Here is a 21,156-nt window from a genome sequence, read left to right as displayed (position 1 = left end):
TTCATGACAATCACTCCGAGTTTCGAGCACCTTCCGGCGGATTTTCCGAGGAGATTCGGCTTGCGGCCCGCACTCAGTTCGCGCGAAATCGAGGTACTCCTGGCCTGGATCGATTCCGACTCCAAGACGGAAGCCGGCCGCCGCCTGTTCATTTCCCAGGGCACCATCAACACGCACCTTTCCCGCATCCGCGAGAAATACGCCGCGGTCGGGCGTCCCGCCACGACGAAGGCCGCCCTCGTCGCACGCGCGCTGCAGGACGCCCTCATCGATATCGACGACCTGTAGCGGCTGTCCGTCGAATGCCCGACATCCGGAAACTCGGGAGCTGGATAGTGTCTGCGCCAGACGACGACTGCCGGACGAACCGCCCGAGAACACCTGTCCGAAATCAGACGATCCCAACCGAGAGAGAACAGTGACCCACCCCGAAGGCCTCGCCGCGCCGATCCACGAGGACGAGCCGGCGACCAGCCCGTCGCCGGCCGCCGCGATGCCCGCGCCCGGCCGTGTGCTGCAGGATCTCACCGAGGAGATCCGGCGCCTGAACGATCGTTCCGAGAGCCTGGAGGCGATCAACAAGCGAATGCACGAGCGCGTGGCCGTCCTCGAGGGCGACCTCCTCCGCGCGAGTCTGCGCCCGGTGATCAAATCGCTCGCGGAGTTGCACGGTGAATGCGTCCGCAATGCGAAACACGCGGGCGAGACCGGCGAATCCGAGGGCAGCCGGGCATTCGCCGACGACTTTCTCACGGTCACCACCCGCATCGAGGACATTCTGGAGGGGCTCGGCGCGGTCACGATCGGCGTCGAGATCGGCGATCCGTTCGACCGCCGGATACATCAGCCGTGCGGAACGGTCGGCACCGAGATCGAAGCACAGCACGACCGTGTCAGCTCCATCTATCACCAGGGGTTTCGGAATATCTCCTCGGACAAGCCGGTGGTCTACGCCAAAGTTTCGGTCTGGAAGTACGTCGAGCACTGAGTACCCGCAGCACCCTATCGACCAGATCGGACAACAGTGACAGACATCTTCGGCATCGATCTCGGAACGACTTTCTCCGCGATCGCGCACATCGATGATTTCGGGCAGCCGCTCGTGATCAACAATCCGGACGGCCTGCCCACGACGCCGTCGGCGGTCTATTTCGAACCCGCGACGGGCCACGTGATCACCGGGCAGGAGGCGAAGAACACCGCCAAGGTGGACGCCGACCGCGTGGTCACGCTCATCAAGGCCTTCATGGGCGAGACGCACCCGCTGGAGTTCGACGGCAAGCCGTTCAACCCCGAGTCGATCTCGGCCCTGATCCTGCGCGCCCTCGCCGCGTACGCGGGGGACGCCACCGGGAAGAAGGTCGAGCGGGTGGTGATCACGGTGCCCGCGTACTTCGGCGTCCGTGAGCGCGAGGCGACCAGGCAGGCGGGCGTGATCGCCGGGCTCGACGTGGTCGGCATCGTCACCGAGCCGGTCGCGGCCGCGCTGGCGTACGGCGTGAAGTTCCGGACCGAGCGGAAGACCGTCCTGATCTACGACCTCGGCGGCGGCACCTTCGACACGACGATCCTGCGCATCTCCCCCGAGGCGCTCGAGGTGGTGGCGATCGACGGGAACCGCAAACTCGGCGGCGCGCACTGGGACGAGCGGCTGGTGGCGCACATCTACGACCGCTTTCTCGCGGAGACCGGCGTGGACGACGACCCCATGGACGACGACTACTTCGCCCAGAACCTCTACGAGGAGGCCGAGAAGGCGAAGATCTCGCTGTCCAAGAAGGAACGGACCACGATCTCGCTCAAGCACGGGAACGACCGGGCGAAGATCGACATCAGCCGGGCCGAGCTGGAGGAACTCACCAGCGGGCTGCTGCAGCAGACCAAGGACATCGTCGAACGCACCCTCGCCTCGGCCCGCGAGAAGGATCCGGGGATCGCGATCGACGAGGTGCTGCTGGTCGGTGGCTCGTCCCAGATGCCCGCGGTGACCGCGATGCTGCGCGCGGATTTCGGCTGGGAGCCCAAGCTGTCCGACCCGAATCTCTCGGTCGCGAAGGGGGCCGCGATCTACGCGACGCTCTCCGACGCGGATCGCGCGGGGATCGAGCCGGGCTCCGCCGAGAAGAAGTTCCTGCCGGGAGACACCGGCGGCGAAACCCCCACCCGCCGGATCACGAATGTGCTGCCGAAGGGGCTCGGAATCCAGTTCGTCGATACCTCCGGCCCCGAGCCGGTGCCCTTCATCGAATTCCTCGCACGCAAGAACGACCGGCTTCCCTTCCACAAGACGATCACCGCCTACACCGCCGCCGACAACCAGACCGCGGTGGCCATCGAGATCTTCGAGCAGGGCGGCGAGGTCGAGTCCGAGCGGCCCGCCGACAACAGGCGGATCACCCCGGACGGCGGCGCCGTGATCACCGGCCTTCCGCCCCTGCGCCGCGGTTCGGAGGTCCACATCGATGTCTCGATCGACGCCGAGGGGCTGGCCGGGATCGAGGCGGTCGAGCCGGTGTCCGGCAAGCGGCTGACGCTGACCGTGGATGTGAGCGTGCTGCAGGCCGAAGATGTCGAGTCGGCCAAGCAGATCGTCCGGGAACTCGTGCTGGAGACGTAGTCCGGTGGATGCCACAACCTACAAGACCACCGTCCTGGTACCGCTCCGCAAGGTTCACCTCACCGATCTCACCAATGGGATCGCGGAGCTGAACAACGGCGCGGATCTCCCGGCCCGGCTCGACCTGGCCATGGTCTACGCGATCGATCCCGGCATGACCGACACCCAGATCGCGGAGCGCATCCGCGATGTCCGGCTCTGGTGGAACAACAATATGCAGCGGAGCAACGTCAAGGAGGTCGCGAAGTTCTGCAGCAACCTGGACGGGCTGCTCGCGGGCAGACACCGCGATCTGACCAGCGCGGAATTCTGGCGCCGCTGGCGGGACCGGCGCGCCCAGCATTCGAAGTCCGCCCTCGACACCGTCGCCAGGATGCTGGAGAACCAGTACCGCGATTTCGGGATCGTCACCCTCGCCCAGGTGAAGGCGGCCGCGGCCACCGACGGGCTGCTGAGCAGGCTCTCCGATGCCGAACTGACCGCCTGTGTCGAATCCTCGGTCGCGCTCCGCCTGGTCGACGAGTTCGAGGAGCCGGATTGCACGCTGCCCAAGAACGTGCGCGGCGAGTGGGAGACGACCGTCAATCTGCGGACGGTGCTGGACGCGGTGTTCCTGGAGGATCCGCCCGCGGAGTTCCGGCTGATCGGCGGGTTCGTCTGCCCGGGCAGGCGGCCACCGGACACCGCGGCCATCCGGCAGGCGCTGGACGCCTGCGACAAACGGGCGGGCAGCGAGATCGAATCGGTCAAGAAGCTGCTGCACGCCCTGCGGGACGCCGAGTCGAAGGGCATGGACCCCGCGGTCCTCGCGCTCGTGCAGCTGCTGGAGCTGGCGCGGAAGGTGCTGCAGGGCGGCATCGTCGCGCTCGCCGTCGACGCGCTCACCGCCAAGGGCCTCGATCGCGTCGACGCCGCCAGGATCGTGCTGCACTGCGTCGACTCCGCCTCCACCCGGACCAGCCGGGACACCCCGGAGCGGGTGATCGAATTGGTCACCGAGGGGAAGCTGCGCAGCGCACGCGCGCTGTACTCGGCGCTGTGCAATATCGACGCGCACGCGGGCACCGAGGGAATGACCCAGGCATCGAACACGCTGTCCCGGACCGAGCGGCAGGTCACCGCGCTGTGCGCGGAGGCCGAGGACGCGCGGCGGGAGGGGCGGATCACCGCCGCCGCCGAGCTGCTCGGCCAGGCGGCCGCGCTGGCCGATGACGACGAAGCGCTGGCCCGGCTCGTCGCCTCGCTGCCGCCCGCGCCGCCGATCTCGCTCGGCCTGGCCGCGCTGTTTCCGCCCGCGGCCCCGGAGAACAGTGTCCGGCTCTTCTGGCCGAAAAGCTCCGGCGCGGACGAGGACACCACCTACGAGGTCGTCCGGAAATCCGGCTCGGCGCCGCGCGACATCCGGGACGGCGTCGCCGTCGCGACCACCGCCGCGACCGAGATCGTCGATGCCGGAGTGCCGGTGGCCGAACCGATCTGGTACGCGGTCGCCGCCCGGCGCGGGGGCGAGGCCTCGCCGGTGACGACCGCCGAGATCACCCTGCTGCCACCGATTCGCGATGTCGTCGTGAGCACCGAGCCGACCAGCGTCGGGGTGCAGTGGGTCACGCCGGTCGGGGCGGCGCGGACCGTGGTCGTGCGAACCGACCCGGACGGCAGGCAGCACACGATCTCCCCCGGCCGGGCGGCCACGCTGCGCGCCGACAACCTCCTGACCTCGGAGACCTACACCTTCGACCTGACCGCGGAGTACGTCGGGCCCGCTCGGGAGGTGCTCGCCGCGGCACCGGTGCGGGTGCGCGCGGTGCCGCGGCTGAAGGCCGGGCCGGTGACCGACCTGTACGTCCGGCCCGTCCGATTCGTCGACGGCCGCGCCGAGGTGGTCGCGGAGTGGGTGGCGCCGGACGGCGCCGACACCGAGATCTGGCGTTTCCCGAGCCGCCCCGGCTGGGCCGTCGGCTCGACGGTGGAGTACTCGGCACTGACCGCCGCCGACGGCACCCGGTTGCCCGGCGCGGTGCGGCGCGAGGGCGCCACCGTGCGGCTCACCGCCACGGTGGCCGCCGGGCTGTGCCACTACCTCGCGATCACGCCCGACCAGTCCGCGGCCATCGTCGGCGGGGCGGCTTCCCTCGCCATCTGTGAACCGGTCATCGAGCCGAGGGTGGAGCGCTTCGGCGACCAGGCCGTGATCAGCTGGCAGTGGCCACGCGCGGATTACCGCGTCGAGGCCGTGTGGTCGGCCGGTGCGCACCACGGCAGCGTCCGGATCAGCCGGACCGAGTACGTCCGCAACGGCGGGCTGCGCATCACCGTCGGCCCCGGCGCGGTGCGGATCGGCCTCTCCAGCATCGTGGAGTCCGCCGAGGGGCAGTGGTCCTCGCCGGAGGTGGAGCTGCGGCTGGACGGAGCGAAGCTCAGCGCCCGGTATCGCCTGCTCTGGCCGAAGCGCCTGCTCGGCCGCGGGCCGCTGCAGATCGAGTTCACCGCCGACGCGCCCGCGGGCGGAGCGGTCGTCCTCGTGCACGCCCAGAGCGGCTCGTACCTGCCCCAGCGCGCCGCCGAGAACGCGGTGGTGCAGCGCATCACGCTCGACATCCCCCCGGACGGCCCGCAGCTCGTCGCGGTGCCGCTACCTCGGCTCCCGAAGCCCTACTGGGTCCGCTGCTTCGCCGAATCCGCGGAGGTTCTCACCCTGAACGACCCGCCATCCGACACCCTGAGAGGCCGCTGATGGTACTCGCGCGCATCGCCGGAAAAGCCGCATGCCCCTACTGCTATCACCGAATCCGGTTGAACAACATCATGTTCCGGTGCAGCGGCCGTCCCGCCCCCGGTAAGGACGCCTGCCGACCCGAGGTCGATCCCGAGCGGGTCAGGCAGCTGCGCGACGCGACACCGGTGCAGCGCGCCTTCCCCTCGCCGTTCAAGCTGTTCCGCTCCGGCCAGCGGGCGGAGTGCCCGGAGTGCGCGGGCACCGCGGGGACCAGGGTGTGCCCGGCGTGCCGATCGGTGCTCCCCTCGGCCTTCGGCTCGGGCAGCCCGATGTTCGGCATGGTCGGCACCAGGGCGGCGGGGAAGACCGTCTACCTGACGGTTCTCGTCAGCGAGCTGCAGGAGCCGACCCGGCGCCGCTTCGGCGCGGCCACCTACTTCGTCGGCGAGTCGCCGATGATCAAGGATGTCAGGGAGTGGCGGAGGGGGATGGACAACGGGGCGCTGCCGCAGCTGACCGAGCGCGCGGCGGTGCTGGCGCGCACCCCGGTGGTCATCGACTGGCAGCAGGTGCGCCGCAACAGCATCGGCATCCGCCGGGTCGCCTCGACCGCGCTCTCGTTCTACGACACCGCGGGCGAGGATCTGGAGACCACGAACTCGACCAAGGACCAGCAGTACCTGACCGCGACCGACGGTCTGATCGTGGTGCTCGACCCCTTCCAGATCGCGGGCAATACGAAGCGCGCCGCCGAGCGCGGCGTCGCCGACCGCTACGACCCCGACCATCCGCTGCAGGTGCTGTCGAACGTCACCGAGATGCTGCGCGCCGCGGACGGCGTCCGGCACGATCGCAAGATCAACCGGCCGCTCGCGGTCGCGGTCACCAAGATCGACGCCTTCTACGACCAGATTCCGGCGGACAGCCCCATCCGCAGGCCTGCTCCCGCCACCCCGCGTTTCGACGAGGCCGACTCGCTCGACATCCACCAGCACGTGGCCGGGCTCATCAACGAGTGGGGCGGCGACGATGTGCTCCGCCACCTCGAGATGAACTACCGCCGGTTCCGGCTCTTCGCCGTCTCGGCGCTCGGCGCGGAGCCGGACTACCGGTCGGGCCGCACCGACTCGCACGGCGTGCGCCCGCACCGGGTGAGCGAGCCGCTGCTGTGGTTGATGGCCAACCGGCGGATCGTCGGCACCGGCAAGGGACAGTGACCGATGGCATTCAGCTCACTCCTCTACACCGAGGCCACCGTCGACCGGTCGGTGCATCGCCGCGAGGGAATGCAGTTCCAGGCCGAGAGCGCCGACGCCACACCGGAAATGGAGCAGGCGGTCCTCGCCCACCTGCTGTACCGGCCCAACCAGGGCCTGATGGCGGCGGACACGCCGATCGACGAGCACCCGCTCTCGTTCTGCTACTACCGCGTGCGCGATCACTACTACCTGGCCACCGGCCGGTACGCGGGCCGGGACAGCAGGGGCCGGGCGGGCAATCAGCTCACCCACTGCCTGGTGACCGGGGCGCCGGACGACATCCGGCCCGCACGCCCCGCCCAGCTGTTCCGCTCCGGCGCCTGGCTGACGCGCCCGGCCGAGTCGACCCGGCTGGAGCCGGTGGCCGCCCCGCTGCACGTCGCCGAGGAGTACCAGCCCGCCGCGCTGCACGCCATGGCCTGCGCCCAGCCCGGCGCCGCGGAGTTCCTGCCGAAGCTGCTGACCGCGTTCGAGGAGGCGGCGGGGCCGCAGCGGAAGAAGGTCGTCATCTCGGCGGTCGATCCCGATCAGGCGATCCGCTGGATCGCGCTGGCCAGCCTGTTCCTCGACCTGGCCGACGTGCTGGAGCTGTCCTTCCGCGTCTTCACCGAGGCGCCGCTGGAGGAGGACCTCTCGATCGCGGTGTTCCATCCCGGGCTGACGCGTTCGGCGCCGGTGATCGAGGCACTCCCGGCCGCCCTCAACGGCATCGACCTGGCCACCTTCCGCACCTCGCCGATCACGCCGTCGGAGTCGGCCACGACCTACTCCCGATGGTTCCTGGAGTACGACGCCTTCGACGCGCTCGAGGCCATCGAGCTCGGCCGCCGCTGGCAGCCGCACCTCGCCTCCCCCGCGGTGGCGACCACCATGGCGGGCATCGTCTGCCTGGGCCGACCGGCCGGGCCGGAGACCGAAGCCACCGGCATCGCGGAGGCGCTCGCGGCCGTCTCGGCGCACGAGCCGGACGACATGGACGAGTACGGCACCGTCCTGGCCGAGACCGTGCTGTCGCTCCCGCCCGCCGCATCGGACGATCCCGCCGCGCTGCACCGGGCCGTCGCGGTGCTCAGCCGCAACCGTCACCACGAGGCCGCCGAGGCGGTGGCGCTCGCCCTGCTGGAGGGCGCCCGGCTGTACCCGGATACCTACGGCGTCCGGTGGGCCCGCGCCGTCCACCGCTCGGACCCCGCCGACAAGACCCGGGTCAGGTGGACCAGTTCCGACTCGCAGCAGCGCGCGCTGCGGCTGCTGACGGAGACCATGGCCGCGGCCGCGGACTCGGCACTGGCACCGCTGTTCGGGGTGATCCCGACCCTGGGGCTCGGCATCCGCTGGGCGGCGGTGCAGGAGCACGGGGCACGACTGGTGCAGTACTGGTGCACGCACCCGGACGCCGTCGACCGCGCAGGCGGCACCGCCTTCTACGCCGAGCTGGAGGCGCAGCTGTGGCCCGAGCTGGAGACCAGGGTTCGCGCGGGCGACGACGCCGTCCGCCGCGCGATGATGGCGGGCGAATGGGGCTGGCTGCACGCGAGCGCGGGCCAGGACAGCTCCGCGACCGCCGTCGCCGCCGCGCTGACCGCCGCCGCCGTCGCCGCTGCGCCGCCGGAGCGGCGCGGCTCGCTGCTGGCCGGCTACCTGCGCACCGCGACGGCGCCCGACTGGACGCTGTTCTTCCCGGCCAGACGGCGGCCCGAGCCGGAGCTGCTCGGCGTCTGGGTGGCCGGTGACCGGGCCGCCCTACGCGATCCGGCCTTCGCCGAGCTGGTCGAAGCGGCGATCGACCAGGAGTTCGCGCGCGGTTCGGCCGAGCTCCTCGACCAGATCGCCCACCTGAACGGTCTCCCGGAAGCATTGGCCGACCTAGCGCGGGAATACGCCCGCACGCGCCGCATTCTGCACGCCCTCGACGACGTGGCCGAGCAGATTCCCAATCCGGTGCTGCAGGATCTGGAGACGGTCGACCACCGATTCCGGTACTACTACCGCGCGGCCATCGCTGACCGCCTGCTCGTGCAGAACGATCTGGCCGGGGTCGACCGGTATCTCAGCGCGACCCGCTCCTACGAGCTCAGGGAGTACTTCCACTACCACACGACCCAGCATTTGCAGCAGGGGCTGCGCGACTTCGCGCATCGGCTGGTCTACCTGTGCGACTCGGCCGAGACCTCGCCCTGGATGCGGAGTGACGTGCAGCGCGCCTTCGCCGACTGGCTGCGCAAGCCCGGCAACAGGCGCCGAGCGCTCGACGCCGCCCGCCATCTCGACCGGCAGCACGGCGCCCTGTGGAACGCGCTCGTGGACAAGCTCTCCGACGAGCGCGCGCAGCTCCCGCAGCAACCGCGGAAGTTGCTGTCCATGCCCAAGTTCCGGAAGGGGCAGCACTGATGGCGGACGGAGGTGAGGCCGCGGGCGCGGTCATCGTCGGCGCGATCGCCGTCGCGGCGGCCGTCATGGTGATCTGGACCGCGCTGGCCGCGACCCTGGAGATCTTCTCCTACCTGGTGCTCGTCTACTACCCGCTGGCGGCGTTGATCGGGCTGCTGGCGGGAATGGCCTGCGCCGCCACGGTCATAGCGCGGGATCTGCTCGCGGCGAGTTCGCGGACCGGCCGGACCCTGACCCCCGACGACGTCGCCGGGGCGGGCACCCTGTTCGGCGACCCGCCGCGCGGCCCGGCCCGCTATTTCGGCTGGGACCGGGCCTGGCCCCGCTACCTGCCGTTCCAGGCGCAGCGGGACCTCGTGGACGCGACCCGCGCCGCCTCCCGCTTCCTGACCACGCAATCGGCACGGGTGCGGGCCGAATGCCGCTCTGCCGCGACCATCGCCCTGTACGTCGTGTTCGGGGTGCTGCCGCACGCCGCCTTCGCCCTCTCGTTCGTCCTCTTCGCGACGTTCCTGGTGGCGGTCTGCGCGGCCGTGGTGCTGATCGGCTGGCTCTCGCAGCTCGTGGCGATCGTGCTGCTGCGCACGACCGACGCGGTGATCCGCCGGATCTTCCGGCTCTCGACCAGGTGCGTCACCTGCTACGAGGTGGCGCGGTTGCCGAGTTACCGCTGCCTGCGGTGCTCGAATGTGCACCGTGATCTGCGGCCGAGCCGGCTCGGGGTGCTGTGGCACCGCTGCGAGTGCTCGGCGGTGCTCCCGACCACGATCATCCGGGCCTCCAGCGGTGCGCTCCGCAAGAACATCGTGTGCCCGTACTGCGATCGCACCCTGCCCGATGGCAGCGGCAGCAGACAGACCATCCAGGTGCCGACGTTCGGGGCGGTCGGCGTCGGGAAGACCCGCCTGCTGTTCTCGGCCGCGATCGGGCTGCACGAGGCGTACGCGCCGCACAGCACCCGGATCGGCCCGCTCGACGGCCGCTCGCGAGCCGCGCTCGATATCGCCAGGGACGTCATCGGCGCGCGCAAGCACACCACGAAGACAGCACACGGCCCGAGCCCGGTGGCGCTGGCCATCCTGGTCGAGCCGCTGAAGGGGCGGCCGTTCGAACTCCATCTGCTCGACGCGGCAGGCGAGCACTTCACCGAGAAGGACGGCGCCGCGCCGCTGCACTACCTGCATTCGGCCGAGACGCTCCTGTTCGTGATCGACCCGTTCTCCACCGACGACATGCGGGCCGCCATCCCGGACCCGGCCGCCGCCGGCCTCGTGGTCGGCGACAGCGGCCCGGAGGATTCCTACTCGATCACAGTCGAGCTGCTCCGCTCGGCGGGGCTCGACCCGACCGAGCGCGCCCTCGGCATCGTCGTCTCCAAGGTCGACGACCTGCGCAGGCTCGGGTTCGATCCGGCACTCGACCCGGACGACCAGCGGGCGATCGAGCAGTGGCTGGTCGACCGCGGCCTGGACAACCTGGTCACCAGGGCCGGGCAGGACTTCGGCCGGGTCAGGTACTTCCTCGCCGACTCGATGGGGCAGTCGATTCTCGACCCCTGCCATCCGCTGCACATCGTGACCTGGCTCGCCCAGCAGGTGTCGGTGGATCTCGTCCCCGCCACCGCCGTCGGGGCACGGCCCTGACCCCGGCACCACACCCACCGCCTTCGATCGAACGGACCCACCGTGCACCCCGGGCTGCCCCCGACCTTCATCATGCTGCGGCGAGCGCTGGCAGGCGCGATCGTGTTCGCCCTGATCGTGCTGGCCCTGCTGGCGCTGCTCTACGGCCTGAGCGGGCTCTGGCAGACGCCGTTCCAGGACACGCTCGCCGCGCTCGAGGAGTGCCAGTACGTGATCTCCCACCTGGTGCCGTTCCCGTGGGAATAGGCGATTCGGCCTCCGGCCCGCCCGGAGTTCAGAGAGGACCGGCGGCATGATCGCCATCGGCATCGACCTCGGCACCACCTTCTCGGTGGTCGCCCACTTCGACGGCTCCGCGGCGCCCCGGGTCATCGCGGCCCCCGACGGCCGGGCGACCACGCCGTCCGTCGTGCACTTCGACGATCGACGCATCACGGTCGGTTCGGACGCCGGGCAGCTCGGCCTGATCGAGCCGGAACGCGTGGTCCGCGGGATCAAACGCCACATGGGCACACCGTTCGCCCTGGTGTTCGACGGCAACGAGTACACGCCGGAGACCGCGTCCGCACTGATCCTGAAGGCGCTCGTGGCCAATGCGGCATCCGAACTCGGTTGCGCCGTAGGCGAATTGGCCGCCGTCGTCACCGTGCCCGCCTACTTCGGCGTGACCGAACGCGAAGCGACCGCGCAGGCGGTGCGGCTCGCCGGGATCGAGCTGCTCGATCTGGTCGCCGAACCCGTCGCCGCCGCCGCCTTTTACGGAGTCGGACGGGCCGAGAGCGGCGCCGTGCTCGTCTTCGATCTGGGCGGCGGCACCTTCGACACCACCATGCTCCGCATGGCGCAGGCCGGACCGGAGGTCGTGGTGACCGACGGCGCCGCACAGCTGGGCGGCCTCGACTGGAACGAACGCCTCTGCGACCTCCTGCAGGAGAAATTCGCGGACACGGTCGGCCCCGAAACCGCCGAGACCGCCGCCGACGACGCCGCGTTCCTCGAACACGTCGGCGCCGCGGCGGAGAAGGCGAAGATCGCCCTGACGACCAGGCAGGCGATCCCGGTCACGCTCGAGTACGGGGGCGAGCGCGCGGTCGTGGAGATCACCCGCGCCGAGTTCGAGGCGGCCTCGGCACACCTGGTGCGCAACTGCGTCGCCGTCGCCGACCGCACCCTGGCCGCCGCAGGCGACCGCGGCTGCGGCTCGCTCGAAAAGATCCTGCTGGTCGGTGGCGCGACCAGGATGCCGATGATCCGCGCCGCGCTCGAAGCGCACTTCGGCGTCGAGGTCGCGATCTTCGAACCCGACCTGGCGGTGGCCAAGGGCGCTGCCATGCACGCCCACAGCCTGGCATCGCCATCGACCGCCACCGATGCCCGGCTGATGCTCGCCGCACCGGTCCGCACCGTTCTCCCGCGCGCGCTCGGGGTCCTGCTGCACGACAGCGGGGATCCGTCCGGCGCTGCCCGCATCGTGCACCACGTGGTGGCGGCCAACACCGCGCTGCCCATCCGGGGCGCACGCGTCCGCTTCGCGACGCTGCTCGACGGTCAGGACCGGATCCGGGTCGAGGTCTACGAGCAGGCGGGCGCCGTCGCCTCCCCGGAACTGCGGCACAACCGCCGGGTGCTCGACGGCGAACTCATCGACGTCCCGCACCTGCCCGCGGGTTCCCCCATCGACGTCGAGTTCGATATCGGCCCGGACGGGCGGATCACCTGCACGGCGATGGAGCCGCGCAGCGGCAGGCGGCTGACCCTGGAGTCGTGCGTGGAGGGCGTCATCGATTCCGTCGATTCCGCGCGGCAGCAGACCCTGCTCGCCGGGCTGCACGTTCACCTGTAGTCGCACACGAGACAGTGGGTAGCAGATGAGTACCTGGTTGAGACGCGATTTCGGCTCCGCCGGACTGACCCAGTACCCGGTCGGGGCCTACCTCGGCAAGATCCAGGAGAACTTCGGCGGGGTGGTGGTGCTCTGCATCGACGTCAGCGGCTCGATGTCCGGGGCGCCGCTGGCAGGCGCGGTGCTCGGGGCGAAGACCTTCGCCGAGGAAGCGATCGGCGCGTACTACGAGGTCGGGGTGGTCCTGTGGCACCACTCGATCGCCGCCGATATCGAGCCGAGCCGGGAGCTCACCCCGGTGCTGCGGTTCCTGGACGCCGCCGCCTGCGGCGGGGGGACCGACATCAACGACGCGCTCGACCACGCGCACCACCTGCTCGGCAGGCGCAGCCGCCACACGGATCGGGTGGTGGCCATCTTCGGGGACGGCGATCTCGGCGACCGCCGCCGTGCCGTCGCCAAGTCCGCGGCGATGCGCGCCGAGGACATCCGGATCCTCACCCTCGGTCTCGGCGACGCCTCGGCCCGCGCGCTGGACGAGATCTCGAGCGAGGTCAACGAGCGGCCGCGCACCGCGACACCGCACACCATCTCGACCCAGATCGCGGCCCTCGCGACCGGGTTGCAGCGCAGGAAATGACGTTTGCCCACAATTTGCGAACCCTAGAGACCCGGCACAGCGGCAGCACTTCCGCTCGGCCGCCGAAAAGCGATCCGCCCGAGTGGCCGAACCACGCGCGCACTGTCACCGAACCCGGCCATTCGGCTACCCAGGCTAGCCTGACCTTGCTATTCACCTCCGCCGAACCGTTCTACGATCGACTCGGAACCCCCGTGGGAGCCCTCCCACGGGCCCCCGAACGCACGGAGGAATTCATGACCACGATGGAAATGCCTCACGTCAGCGAATGCACGGTGAGCGATTGCTCGTACAACCACGACGGCTGCCACGCCTTCGCGATCAATGTCGCGGGCGAGAACGGCTCCGCCGACTGCACCACCTTCATCCCGCTCTCCGCCAAGGGCGGCCTGGAGCGCGTCACCTCCATGGTCGGCGCCTGCCAGCGCGCGGATTGCACGCACAACCGGAACCTGGAGTGCAGCGCGCCGAACATCCGCGTCGGGGTCGGCTCGGGTGACCACTCGGCCAACTGCCTGACTTACTCCCCCTCCTGACCTTCGCTCCGCGGCGGGCGGCCCGCACCCGAGGTGCCGCCCGTTCGCGGCACGGACAGCGAAAAAGCCCCGCACCGCTTACGCTGGTGAGGGGCTTTTCCTGCTCCCCCATCTGGACTCGAACCAGAAACCTGCCGATTAACAGTCGGCTGCTCTGCCAATTGAGCTATAGGGGACCATCTCGACCCGCCCTGTCCGGGCTGACCGAGAGGAAACTTTAGCGTATGCGGCGACGCCAGCCCAAATCGCGGTTCTAGCTGGGAACATGCCCGGATCGACAGGTGGGGCGGGGGTCGGGCAGGATGGTGGCGCGGACAGGCGAATCGGGAGGAGCTCACAGGCATGCTGCGGTTGATCATCGGTGTCGCGGCCGGGTACGTGCTGGGTAGCAAGGCGGGACGGGCGCGGTACGAGCAGATCTCCGCGGCGACGCGGGCGGTGGCGGGCAGCCCGGTGACGCGGAAGCTGGTGCTGGTCGGCAGGCAGCGGCTGTCGGACCGGTTGAGCACGCAGCAGAAGCTGGAGCCGATGGAGCCGCTGGACGAGCGCACCACGATCATGGTTCCGCACGATCAGCTGCGGCGGGGGGCGCGCTAGCCGCTGGTGGCGAAGTCGCCGTGGTTGCCCATGGCCTGTGTGAGCAGGCTCTTGCGGTACTGCTCGAGCGCGACCAGGTCGCCGAAGAGCGCCATGTAGGCCTCCTGCTGCTCGGTGGAGGACACTCGCTGCAGCTTGGATTTGAGTTCGGCGATCTGCCTGCCTACCCAGGCTTCCTGTGCCCTGGCCAGCACCCCGGTGACGAAGCGCGGGATGTCGGCGTCGGTTTTGACCGGGAGCGGCTGGCCGGCCAGTTCGCTGATCAGGCCGCGCAGGGTGAGGTCGTCGGCGCGGTCGGCGACGGCGCTGATCCAGGCGGCGCCGTCGAGGCCGGCCGCGGTGCCGCCCGCCTCGGCGATCAGGGCGCGCACGGCGGCGAGGGTGGGGTGGGTGAAGACCTCGGGTTCCAGGGCATCGAAGGCGACGCCCGCGATGCCGGGGTATTGCAGCGCGGCGGCGAGGGCCTGGCGCTGCGGGATGAGCGCGGGGTCGGCGAGCGGGCTCGGCTCGGGGCGGGGAGCGGGGGCGGCGGCGGTGGCGCCGGCGCGGCGGTGCTCGGTGCGGGGGCCGCGGCGGGCCTCCTCGCCGACGCGGCGCACCACGGTCTGGATGTCGTCCCAGCCGACCCACCCGGCCAGCTTGGTCGCGTACGCCTTGCGCAGCGCGTTGTCCTTGATCCGCGCCACCACCGGGACGGCGCGGCGCAACGCCTCGACCTGGCCCTCGGCGGTGTCCAGGTTGTGCTCGGCGAGCAGGCCGCGGATGACGAACTCGTAGAGCGGGGTGCGGCGGGCGACCAGGTCGCGCAGGGCGGCGTCGCCGGAGTGCTGGCGCAGCTCGCAGGGGTCCTGGCCGTCGGGGGCGACGGCGATGTAGGTCTGGCCGGCGAGCTTCTGGTCGCCCGAGAAGGCCTTCACGGCGGCGGCCTGGCCTGCGGCATCGCCGTCGAAGGTGTAGATGATCTCGCCGCGCCAGAAATTGTCGTCCATGAGCAGCCTGCGCAGGATGGCCATGTGGTCGTCGCCGAAGGCGGTGCCGCAGGAGGCGACGGCGGTCTTCACCCCGGCCAGGTGCATGGCCATGACGTCGGTGTAGCCCTCGACCACCACCGCCTGGTGCCCCTTGGCGATCTCGCGCTTGGCCAGGTCGAGCCCGAAGAGCACCTGGGACTTCTTGTACAGCACGGTCTCCGGTGTATTGACGTACTTGCCCGGCATGGTGTCGTCCTCGAAGAGCTTGCGCGCGCCGAAGCCGATGACGTCGCCGCCGAGGTTCCGGATCGGCCACAGCAGCCGCCGGTGGAAGCGGTCGATCGGGCCGTGCCTGCCCTGCTTGGCGAGCCCGGCGGCCTCCAGCTCCTTGAATTCGAAGCCGCGGTTGAGCAGGTGCTTGCTGAGCGTGTCCCAGCCGCCGGGGGCATAGCCGCAGCCGAACTGGCGGGCGGCGGCGGAGTCGAAGTTGCGCTCGGTGAGGTAGTTCCGCGCGGCCTCGGCCTCGGGCTGGTCGAGCTGGGCCTGGTAGAACTCGTGCGCGGCCGCATTCGCCGCGACCAGCCGCGCCCGCGAGCCGCGATCGCGCTGCACCGAGGTGCCGCCGCCCTCGTAGTTGATCCGGTAGCCGAGCCGGTCGGCCATCTGCTCGACGGCCTCGACGAAGCCGATGTGCTCGATCTTCTGCAGGAAGGCGTACACGTCGCCGCCCTCGCCGCAGCCGAAGCAGTGGAAGAGCCCGAGGTGCGGGCGCACGTGGAAGGAGGGCGACTTCTCGTCGTGGAACGGGCAGAGCCCGCGCATGGACTGCGGCCCGGCGCTGCGCAGCGCGACGTACTCGCCCACTACGTCCTCGATCCGGACGCGTTCTCTGATCGCCGCGATATCGCGGTCGGGAAGTCGTCCGGCCACGGGTCGAGTCTAGGTCAGCCGGGCAGTGCGGTGGCCACCCGCTCCAGGCGGCTCTCGGTGTAGGAGGCGATCTGGTCGACGATCACCCTGACCCGCGCGGTGTCGTCGCCTGCCGCCTTCCACCACGGCAGCAGCACCGGGTCGAGGTAGCGCGGCGCGGCGGCGAGCAGGGCGTTCGCGACGGCGAGGATGGTGGCGCGCTGCTCGGCCTGGCGCATCTTGTGCCGCCGGTCGGACATGACGTAGCGCAGCGCGACGGTCTTGAGCACGGCGACCTCGGCGGCAACGACCCGCGGCACCTCCAGGTCGGCGGCGTAGCGGGTGAGCGGCCGCTCCCCCGCGACCGCCCTGGTGGCGGTGACGGCGGCGGTGGTGAAGCGCCCGACCAGCTCGCTGGTCAGCCGTTTGAGCGCGACCGAGGCGCGGAAGGTGGCGTCGTAGCCGGTGGCGTCGGCGACCACCGGGAGTTCGGAGAGGCGCTGGGCGGCGGCGCAGAGTTCGTCCGCCGTGAGGTCGCGGTTGTGGCCGAGGTCGGCGAGGGCGCGCTGCTCGGCGGGGTCGGCGAGGGCGCGCAGGTCGATGCGGCCCGCGATCACGCCGTCCTCCACGTCGTGCACCGAGTAGGCGACGTCGTCGGCCCAGTCCATGACCTGGCACTCCAGCGTCTGCCTGCGCTCGGGGGCGCCCGCACGGACCCAGGCCAGTCGGTCGGCGTCCACGGCGTAGGCGCCGAACTTGCTGCGCGGGGCATCACGCACCCACGGATACTTGATGGCGGCGTCCAGGGCGGCCCTGGTGAGGTTGAGCCCGGCCGACGCGCCGTCTGGGGTGACCACCTTGGGCTCCAGCCGGGTGAGGATGCGCAGGTTCTGCGCGTTGCCCTCGAAGCCGCCGTACGCCTCGGCGAAGATGTCCAGCGCGCGCTCGCCGTTGTGGCCGTAGGGCGGGTGGCCGATGTCGTGCGCGAGCCCGGCCAGGTCGGCGAGGTCGGGGTCGCAGCCGAGACCGTCGGCGATGCCGCGGCCGATCTGCGCGACCTCCAGCGAGTGGGTGAGCCTGGTGCGCGGGGTGTCGCCGTCGCGCGGGCCCATGACCTGGGTCTTGTCCGCGAGCCTGCGCAGCGCGGCGGAGTGCAGCACCCGGGCCCGGTCGCGGGCGAACTCGGTGCGGTGGCCGGTCTCCTCGCCGGCCGGGCCGAGCCCGGCGGTCTTGGCCGCCTCCCGGACCAGGCGGGCGCGGTCGTGGTCGGTGTAGGTCATTGTCCCGCTGTGTATTCGAAGTCGGCGGAGAAGTGCGTGAGCTGATACCAGAGCAGCGCGCCGGTCTCCCTGGCGATGCCGTGGGCCTGCGATTCGCGGGTGTAGACGGCGGGGCCGGAGCGGGTGGGCGCGGTCCAGGCCGCCAGCCCGGCGTCGCGCGCCATGGTCCTGGTGCGCAGCGAGTGCCAGGGGTCGCTGACCAGCGCCGCCGACGACCAGCCGCGCTCCCGCATGGCGGCGGCGACCGCCTCGATGCTGCGCAGCGTGTCCGACCCGGTCTCGACCGCGAGGATCGCCTCCTCGGGCACGCCCTGGTCCATCAGGTAGTTCTTGCCGGACGCGGCCTCGGTGTAGAGGTCGCCCTGCTGTTTGCCGCCGACCGTGATCACCACCGGTGCGACGCCGGCCTTGTACAGCCGGTTTGCCCGCTCCAGCCTGGCCTCGAAGACCGAGGACGGGGTGCCGGAGTACTGGGCGGCGCCGAGCACCACGATGGCGTCGGCCGGGGTGTAGTCGTCGATCCGCGCCACCTGCCATACCCGGAAGGCGGTGCCGCCGACCAGCACGATCGCCATCAGCAGCGCGCCGAGGACGAACCGCACGATCCAGCGCCAGAGCGCCGCGCCGAAGCCGCGCCGCGGGTCGCGCGGCGCTCGCGGCAGCGGGCGGGTCTGCAACTGGGCGGGATTCACGGGTCAAGTCTGCCAGGTCGGCGCCATACTCACCTCGGGGTAGGTAGCCAACGACGAAGTGCGTACTTGTGGGGGCGTTCCGGGGTCGGGAGGATCGGTGGCGGCGCCGACCTCGTTCCTCCGATTTCCGGGAGTTTCGCATGACCCCATCCGTGACCGTGCTCGGTCAGGGCGCCATGGGCCGGGCGCTGGCCGCCGCGCTGCTCGCCGCCGGGCACCCGGCCACCGTCTGGAACCGCACACCAGGGCGGCCGGTGCCCGCCGGTGCCGTGGAGCTCCCGCTGCCCGAGGCGCTGACCAGCGATCTCGTCATCGTCTGCCTGTTCGACCACGCCTCCGTCCACGAGACGCTCGACCCGTTCGCCGGGAAACTCGCCGGCCGCGCCGTGGTCAACCTGACCAGCACCGAGCCCGCGAGCGCCAGGGAGCTGGCCGGGTGGGCGGCCGGGCACGGCATCGAGTATCTGGACGGCGGCATCATGGCGACGCCGCCGATGATCGGCGCGCCCGGGTCGTCGCTGCTCTACAGCGGGTCGGCCGCGGTCTTCGAGCGGTACCGGGCGGTGCTCGAGGTGTTCGGGACGGCGGAGTACCTCGGCGCCGATGCCGGGCACGCCTCGCTGGTCGACTTCGCGCTGCTGGCCGGGATGTACACCATGTTCGCCGGGTTCTACCACGGCGCGGCCATGGTTCGTTCCGCCGGGATACCGGCCACCGAGTTCGGGGAACGCGCGGGCGCCTGGATCGCCGCCATGACGGGGTCGCTGCCGGAGCTCGGGGCGAAGATCGACTCCGGGGACTACGCGGAGCCGTTCCAGTCGCTGACCTTCACCAAGGCGGCGCTGGACGCGATCGTGGGTGCGAGCCGGGAGGCCGGGGTGGATCTCGACATCATCGGGGCGGTGCGGAATCTCGCGGATCGGCAGATCGCGGCGGGGTTCGGGGGGCACAGCTCCGAGCGGATGTTCGAGAGTCTGCTGCCCTGATCAGTTCGGCTGCAGGCCGGTCCCGATCTTCACCACCACCTGCTGCTCGGTGACCTCCTGCACCGCCACGTTCAACCCCTCCGCCGCCTGCCCCTGCTCTCCCGCGGGCACCGTCACCTGCTGGCCCGCGATCTCGAGGGTCACCAGGTTGCCGTTCACCGCAACGAGTTTCGCGTCCACGCCGAGGATGCTCGCCGACGCCGCGACGCCGCGCTGGAATGTCACCGTGCAGCCGGAGACGTCGCAGTTCGTCGTCGATCCCGGGCCCTGCGCTGTGCAGGCCGTGGCGGCGAGGGCGAGGAGCAGGAGGGCGAGCGAGCGACGCATGGGGTCAGTGTAGGGCGATGTCCGTTTTCTGCTTATTCGTTCGGCAGGGCGGTGAGCTTTGTCGTCGTTTCCACCAGGAAGCGGGATGCGGCGTCGGTGTCGGCGTTCGACAGGATGCCGTTCCGGGTGGCCGGCTCTAGGACCAACAGCGTCGCGTTCCAGTCGCCGACCCTGGTCACGAATTCGACGATGCCGGTCGGGCTGCCCCGATCCAGCATCCAGACCGGGTCCGCACCGACGGTCCGGCGCTGATACCCGGTCTCGCCCTCGGTCGGATCCGTCGCGGTCGGGTCGCGGTGCGACGACCACTCCCCGACGGTGGTCTCGCCCTGCGCGATGAGGCAGTTCGCGGCGGAGTTGATCGCGCCGTCCAGCGACGAGAGCGAGCCGGGTGCCACGGGCGCTGCGGAGAGTTGCGCGGTGAAGAACTGCGCGATATCGGAACACAGCTCGGCGAGCGTCATCGGGCGGGGCTGCGCCGGTGCCGGCGTTCCCGGCTCCGGGGAGCATCCCATCGCCAGCGCGAACAAGGCGAGGAATGAGGCGACCCGCCCCGAGCGACTCATTCGGTCACGACCTTGGTAGCCCCGAGTTCCCAATCCGATTTGTCGCCATCGCTCGCGGCCCCGTCCCCGATGGCAATGCGGATACCGTCGATCCCGGTGCCGTAGGACTCCTTCACTCCCGGTGGCCAGTGATTGTTCGGAAGACCACGCTGGATGGACAGGGTCTGCGCGATCCGATTTCCGCTGATGATCAAGGATTGTGCGCTGGTCGCCATCGAGGTCACGGTGCCGAGAATGAAGGATTTGCTTGCCTCGACCGCCGTCAGCAAGTCGGCCTGGGCCGAGATCGCCCCCCGGGGGAGGTCGAACATCGAGGCTATGAAGCTGCCCGCTACCTCCGTGACCCGCTCTACCAGCTCCTGCGATTTCGTCGCCAGCTCGGTGTACAACGTCAGCTGAGCGTTCGCCACATCTTCGAGGTTCACCGCGATCTGACCGCAGACGTCCTGCATCGAGACGAGCGCGGTCTGCTGGCGGCTGCGCATCTCCACGTATCGAGAAGCGGCGTCACCTTGCCATTCCGCGCTGAGATTGGTCTCGTTGAAGTTCGTCTGAGCCGCGGTGAGATCACCCTGGATGTTCCGCCACTCGTCAGCGAAACCGATCAATCGAACCGGCACTTCCAGTTCGGGGTCGAGCTCGACGAGCGTGTTCCACGATTCCCTGATTGCCTGATTTATTCGGTCGCGGTTCTCCCATACGCGATCGACGGCTCGTTCGATTGCGAAGGGGTTAGGGAACTTGGAGTAGCCATCGACGCGAATCCAAGTGACGATATCTCCGCTGAACCCGTCGACCTGGGCCGGGAGATCGCCGATCTCCTTGGTCGTATCCCTGATGTACGCGATATTCGACTGCAGCCCACTACGCAGGTCCGTCACTGCTCCTCCAGCGGGCGCAGCTTGTTGCGGCTGTTGAGTTCTTCCGTCTCGTACTGGTCGTGCGCCGACTTCAATACCGAGGCGATGTCCTCGAAAACAGTGACGCCCTCGCTCAACCTGTCCCGCACATAGGCCGCGGCGGGAGCGTACTGGGTAAGCGCCGCACCGAAGGTCTTACCACTCGTGCCGAGTTCGACCTTCGAGGTCCGATCTCTGCCTACCGTCAGGTTGTCCGCCGCGTCACCCCATCGGCCGACCGCCAGTTTCATGGCGTTCAGCGACACCGCCAGCTTGTCCGTCAA

20 protein-coding genes and 1 tRNA gene are annotated in these 21,156 nt (G+C 70.3%); 13 read left to right on the top strand and 8 right to left on the bottom strand.

Going from position 1 to position 21,156, the window contains the following annotated elements; all coding sequences use genetic code 11:
* Window positions 1-3: 3 nt before the first annotated feature.
* The 11 genes from NH2_RS17215 to NH2_RS17165 all read left to right on the top strand — a co-directional run bounded on the left by NH2_RS17215 (window position 4) and on the right by NH2_RS17165 (window position 13,645).
* Window positions 4-288, top strand: coding sequence for a response regulator transcription factor (locus NH2_RS17215; RefSeq protein WP_067654771.1), 285 nt, complete (start codon window positions 4-6; stop codon window positions 286-288).
* A gap of 130 nt (window positions 289-418) precedes the next feature.
* Complete coding sequence (gene grpE, locus NH2_RS17210; RefSeq protein WP_067654768.1) at window positions 419-988, top strand: nucleotide exchange factor GrpE; 570 nt, start codon at window positions 419-421, stop codon at window positions 986-988.
* A gap of 36 nt (window positions 989-1,024) precedes the next feature.
* On the top strand, window positions 1,025-2,617 hold the full coding sequence (locus NH2_RS17205) for an Hsp70 family protein (protein ID WP_067654766.1): 1,593 nt from the start codon (window positions 1,025-1,027) through the stop codon (window positions 2,615-2,617).
* A 4-nt stretch (window positions 2,618-2,621) separates the two neighbouring features.
* Window positions 2,622-5,351 carry a hypothetical protein gene (locus tag NH2_RS17200; RefSeq protein WP_067654763.1) on the top strand — a complete coding sequence of 910 codons (2,730 nt, stop codon included), beginning with the start codon at window positions 2,622-2,624 and terminating at the stop codon, window positions 5,349-5,351.
* Between the two features lie 59 nt (window positions 5,352-5,410).
* Complete coding sequence (locus tag NH2_RS17195) at window positions 5,411-6,550, top strand: TRAFAC clade GTPase domain-containing protein (protein WP_067654760.1); 1,140 nt, start codon at window positions 5,411-5,413, stop codon at window positions 6,548-6,550.
* Between the two features lie 3 nt (window positions 6,551-6,553).
* On the top strand, window positions 6,554-8,983 hold the full coding sequence (locus NH2_RS17190) for a GAP1-N2 domain-containing protein (protein ID WP_067654758.1): 2,430 nt from the start codon (window positions 6,554-6,556) through the stop codon (window positions 8,981-8,983).
* A complete protein-coding gene (locus NH2_RS17185) occupies window positions 8,983-10,626 on the top strand; it encodes a TRAFAC clade GTPase domain-containing protein (protein ID WP_067654755.1) in 1,644 nt (547 codons plus the stop codon). The genes NH2_RS17190 and NH2_RS17185 overlap by 1 nt, the downstream gene beginning before the upstream one ends.
* Before the next feature lie 42 nt (window positions 10,627-10,668).
* Window positions 10,669-10,872: a hypothetical protein gene (locus tag NH2_RS17180; RefSeq protein ID WP_067654752.1), complete on the top strand. Its 204-nt coding sequence runs from the start codon at window positions 10,669-10,671 to the stop codon at window positions 10,870-10,872.
* 46 nt (window positions 10,873-10,918) lie between these two features.
* Window positions 10,919-12,469 (top strand): Hsp70 family protein, encoded by a 1,551-nt coding sequence (locus NH2_RS17175; protein WP_067654749.1) that lies wholly within the window; start codon window positions 10,919-10,921, stop codon window positions 12,467-12,469.
* A 25-nt stretch (window positions 12,470-12,494) separates the two neighbouring features.
* Window positions 12,495-13,109, top strand: coding sequence for a vWA domain-containing protein (locus NH2_RS17170; RefSeq protein ID WP_084505614.1), 615 nt, complete (start codon window positions 12,495-12,497; stop codon window positions 13,107-13,109).
* A 236-nt stretch (window positions 13,110-13,345) separates the two neighbouring features.
* Window positions 13,346-13,645, top strand: coding sequence for a DUF1540 domain-containing protein (locus tag NH2_RS17165; RefSeq protein ID WP_067654743.1), 300 nt, complete (start codon window positions 13,346-13,348; stop codon window positions 13,643-13,645).
* Window positions 13,646-13,748: 103 nt separating this feature from the next.
* Here the strand turns inward: NH2_RS17165 and NH2_RS17160 are convergent.
* Window positions 13,749-13,821, bottom strand: a tRNA-Asn gene (locus NH2_RS17160).
* Between the two features lie 166 nt (window positions 13,822-13,987).
* Here NH2_RS17160 and NH2_RS17155 point away from each other — a divergent pair.
* Window positions 13,988-14,242 (top strand): hypothetical protein, encoded by a 255-nt coding sequence (locus NH2_RS17155; protein WP_067654740.1) that lies wholly within the window; start codon window positions 13,988-13,990, stop codon window positions 14,240-14,242.
* Here NH2_RS17155 and dnaG read toward each other — a convergent pair.
* From dnaG to NH2_RS17140, 3 genes are read right to left on the bottom strand one after another with little or no spacing between them, the layout of a single operon-like run.
* Window positions 14,239-16,143 (bottom strand): DNA primase, encoded by a 1,905-nt coding sequence (dnaG, locus tag NH2_RS17150; RefSeq protein ID WP_067654731.1) that lies wholly within the window; start codon window positions 16,141-16,143, stop codon window positions 14,239-14,241. The genes NH2_RS17155 and dnaG overlap by 4 nt on opposite strands.
* Before the next feature lie 14 nt (window positions 16,144-16,157).
* Entirely contained in the window at window positions 16,158-17,402 is a 1,245-nt protein-coding gene (locus NH2_RS17145) for a deoxyguanosinetriphosphate triphosphohydrolase (protein ID WP_067654728.1), read from the bottom strand.
* Entirely contained in the window at window positions 17,399-17,977 is a 579-nt protein-coding gene (locus NH2_RS17140; protein WP_157103849.1) for a YdcF family protein, read from the bottom strand. Before NH2_RS17140 ends, NH2_RS17145 begins: the two co-directional genes overlap by 4 nt.
* A 257-nt stretch (window positions 17,978-18,234) precedes the next feature.
* On the opposite strand from NH2_RS17140, the gene NH2_RS17135 reads away from it, so the two are divergent.
* Window positions 18,235-19,080, top strand: a complete 846-nt coding sequence (locus NH2_RS17135; RefSeq protein WP_067654725.1) for an NAD(P)-dependent oxidoreductase — start codon at window positions 18,235-18,237, stop codon at window positions 19,078-19,080.
* Here NH2_RS17135 and NH2_RS17130 read toward each other — a convergent pair whose 3' ends face one another.
* The 4 genes from NH2_RS17130 to NH2_RS17115 form a co-directional block, all read right to left on the bottom strand.
* Complete coding sequence (locus tag NH2_RS17130; RefSeq protein ID WP_067654722.1) at window positions 19,081-19,407, bottom strand: hypothetical protein; 327 nt, start codon at window positions 19,405-19,407, stop codon at window positions 19,081-19,083.
* 32 nt (window positions 19,408-19,439) lie between these two features.
* On the bottom strand, window positions 19,440-19,871 hold the full coding sequence (locus NH2_RS17125) for a hypothetical protein (RefSeq protein ID WP_067654719.1): 432 nt from the start codon (window positions 19,869-19,871) through the stop codon (window positions 19,440-19,442).
* 98 nt (window positions 19,872-19,969) lie between these two features.
* A complete protein-coding gene (locus tag NH2_RS17120) occupies window positions 19,970-20,854 on the bottom strand; it encodes a hypothetical protein (RefSeq protein WP_067654716.1) in 885 nt (294 codons plus the stop codon).
* Complete coding sequence (locus NH2_RS17115) at window positions 20,851-21,156, bottom strand: hypothetical protein (RefSeq protein ID WP_067654713.1); 306 nt, start codon at window positions 21,154-21,156, stop codon at window positions 20,851-20,853. Before NH2_RS17115 ends, NH2_RS17120 begins: the two co-directional genes overlap by 4 nt.

This window comes from Nocardia harenae NBRC 108248, assembly GCF_001612885.1.
Classification (GTDB): domain Bacteria; phylum Actinomycetota; class Actinomycetes; order Mycobacteriales; family Mycobacteriaceae; genus Nocardia; species Nocardia harenae.
This window is presented reverse-complemented; position numbering and strand designations above follow the sequence as displayed.

Bases quoted from the DNA above. Each gene is read 5' to 3' on its own strand.
- NH2_RS17215 (WP_067654771.1), top strand. From the start codon at position 4: ATGACAATCACTCCGAGTTTCGAGCACCTTCCGGCGGATTTTCCGAGG.
- NH2_RS17190 (WP_067654758.1), top strand. From the start codon at position 6,554: ATGGCATTCAGCTCACTCCTCTACACCGAGGCCACCGTCGACCGGTCG.
- NH2_RS17185 (WP_067654755.1), top strand. From the start codon at position 8,983: ATGGCGGACGGAGGTGAGGCCGCGGGCGCGGTCATCGTCGGCGCGATC.
- NH2_RS17175 (WP_067654749.1), top strand. From the start codon at position 10,919: ATGATCGCCATCGGCATCGACCTCGGCACCACCTTCTCGGTGGTCGCC.
- NH2_RS17170 (WP_084505614.1), top strand. From the start codon at position 12,495: ATGAGTACCTGGTTGAGACGCGATTTCGGCTCCGCCGGACTGACCCAG.
- NH2_RS17165 (WP_067654743.1), top strand. From the start codon at position 13,346: ATGACCACGATGGAAATGCCTCACGTCAGCGAATGCACGGTGAGCGAT.
- NH2_RS17155 (WP_067654740.1), top strand. From the start codon at position 13,988: ATGCTGCGGTTGATCATCGGTGTCGCGGCCGGGTACGTGCTGGGTAGC.
- NH2_RS17145 (WP_067654728.1), bottom strand. From the start codon at position 17,402: ATGACCTACACCGACCACGACCGCGCCCGCCTGGTCCGGGAGGCGGCC.
- NH2_RS17140 (WP_157103849.1), bottom strand. From the start codon at position 17,977: ATGGCGATCGTGCTGGTCGGCGGCACCGCCTTCCGGGTATGGCAGGTG.
- NH2_RS17135 (WP_067654725.1), top strand. From the start codon at position 18,235: ATGACCCCATCCGTGACCGTGCTCGGTCAGGGCGCCATGGGCCGGGCG.
- NH2_RS17130 (WP_067654722.1), bottom strand. From the start codon at position 19,407: ATGCGTCGCTCGCTCGCCCTCCTGCTCCTCGCCCTCGCCGCCACGGCC.
- NH2_RS17125 (WP_067654719.1), bottom strand. From the start codon at position 19,871: ATGACGCTCGCCGAGCTGTGTTCCGATATCGCGCAGTTCTTCACCGCG.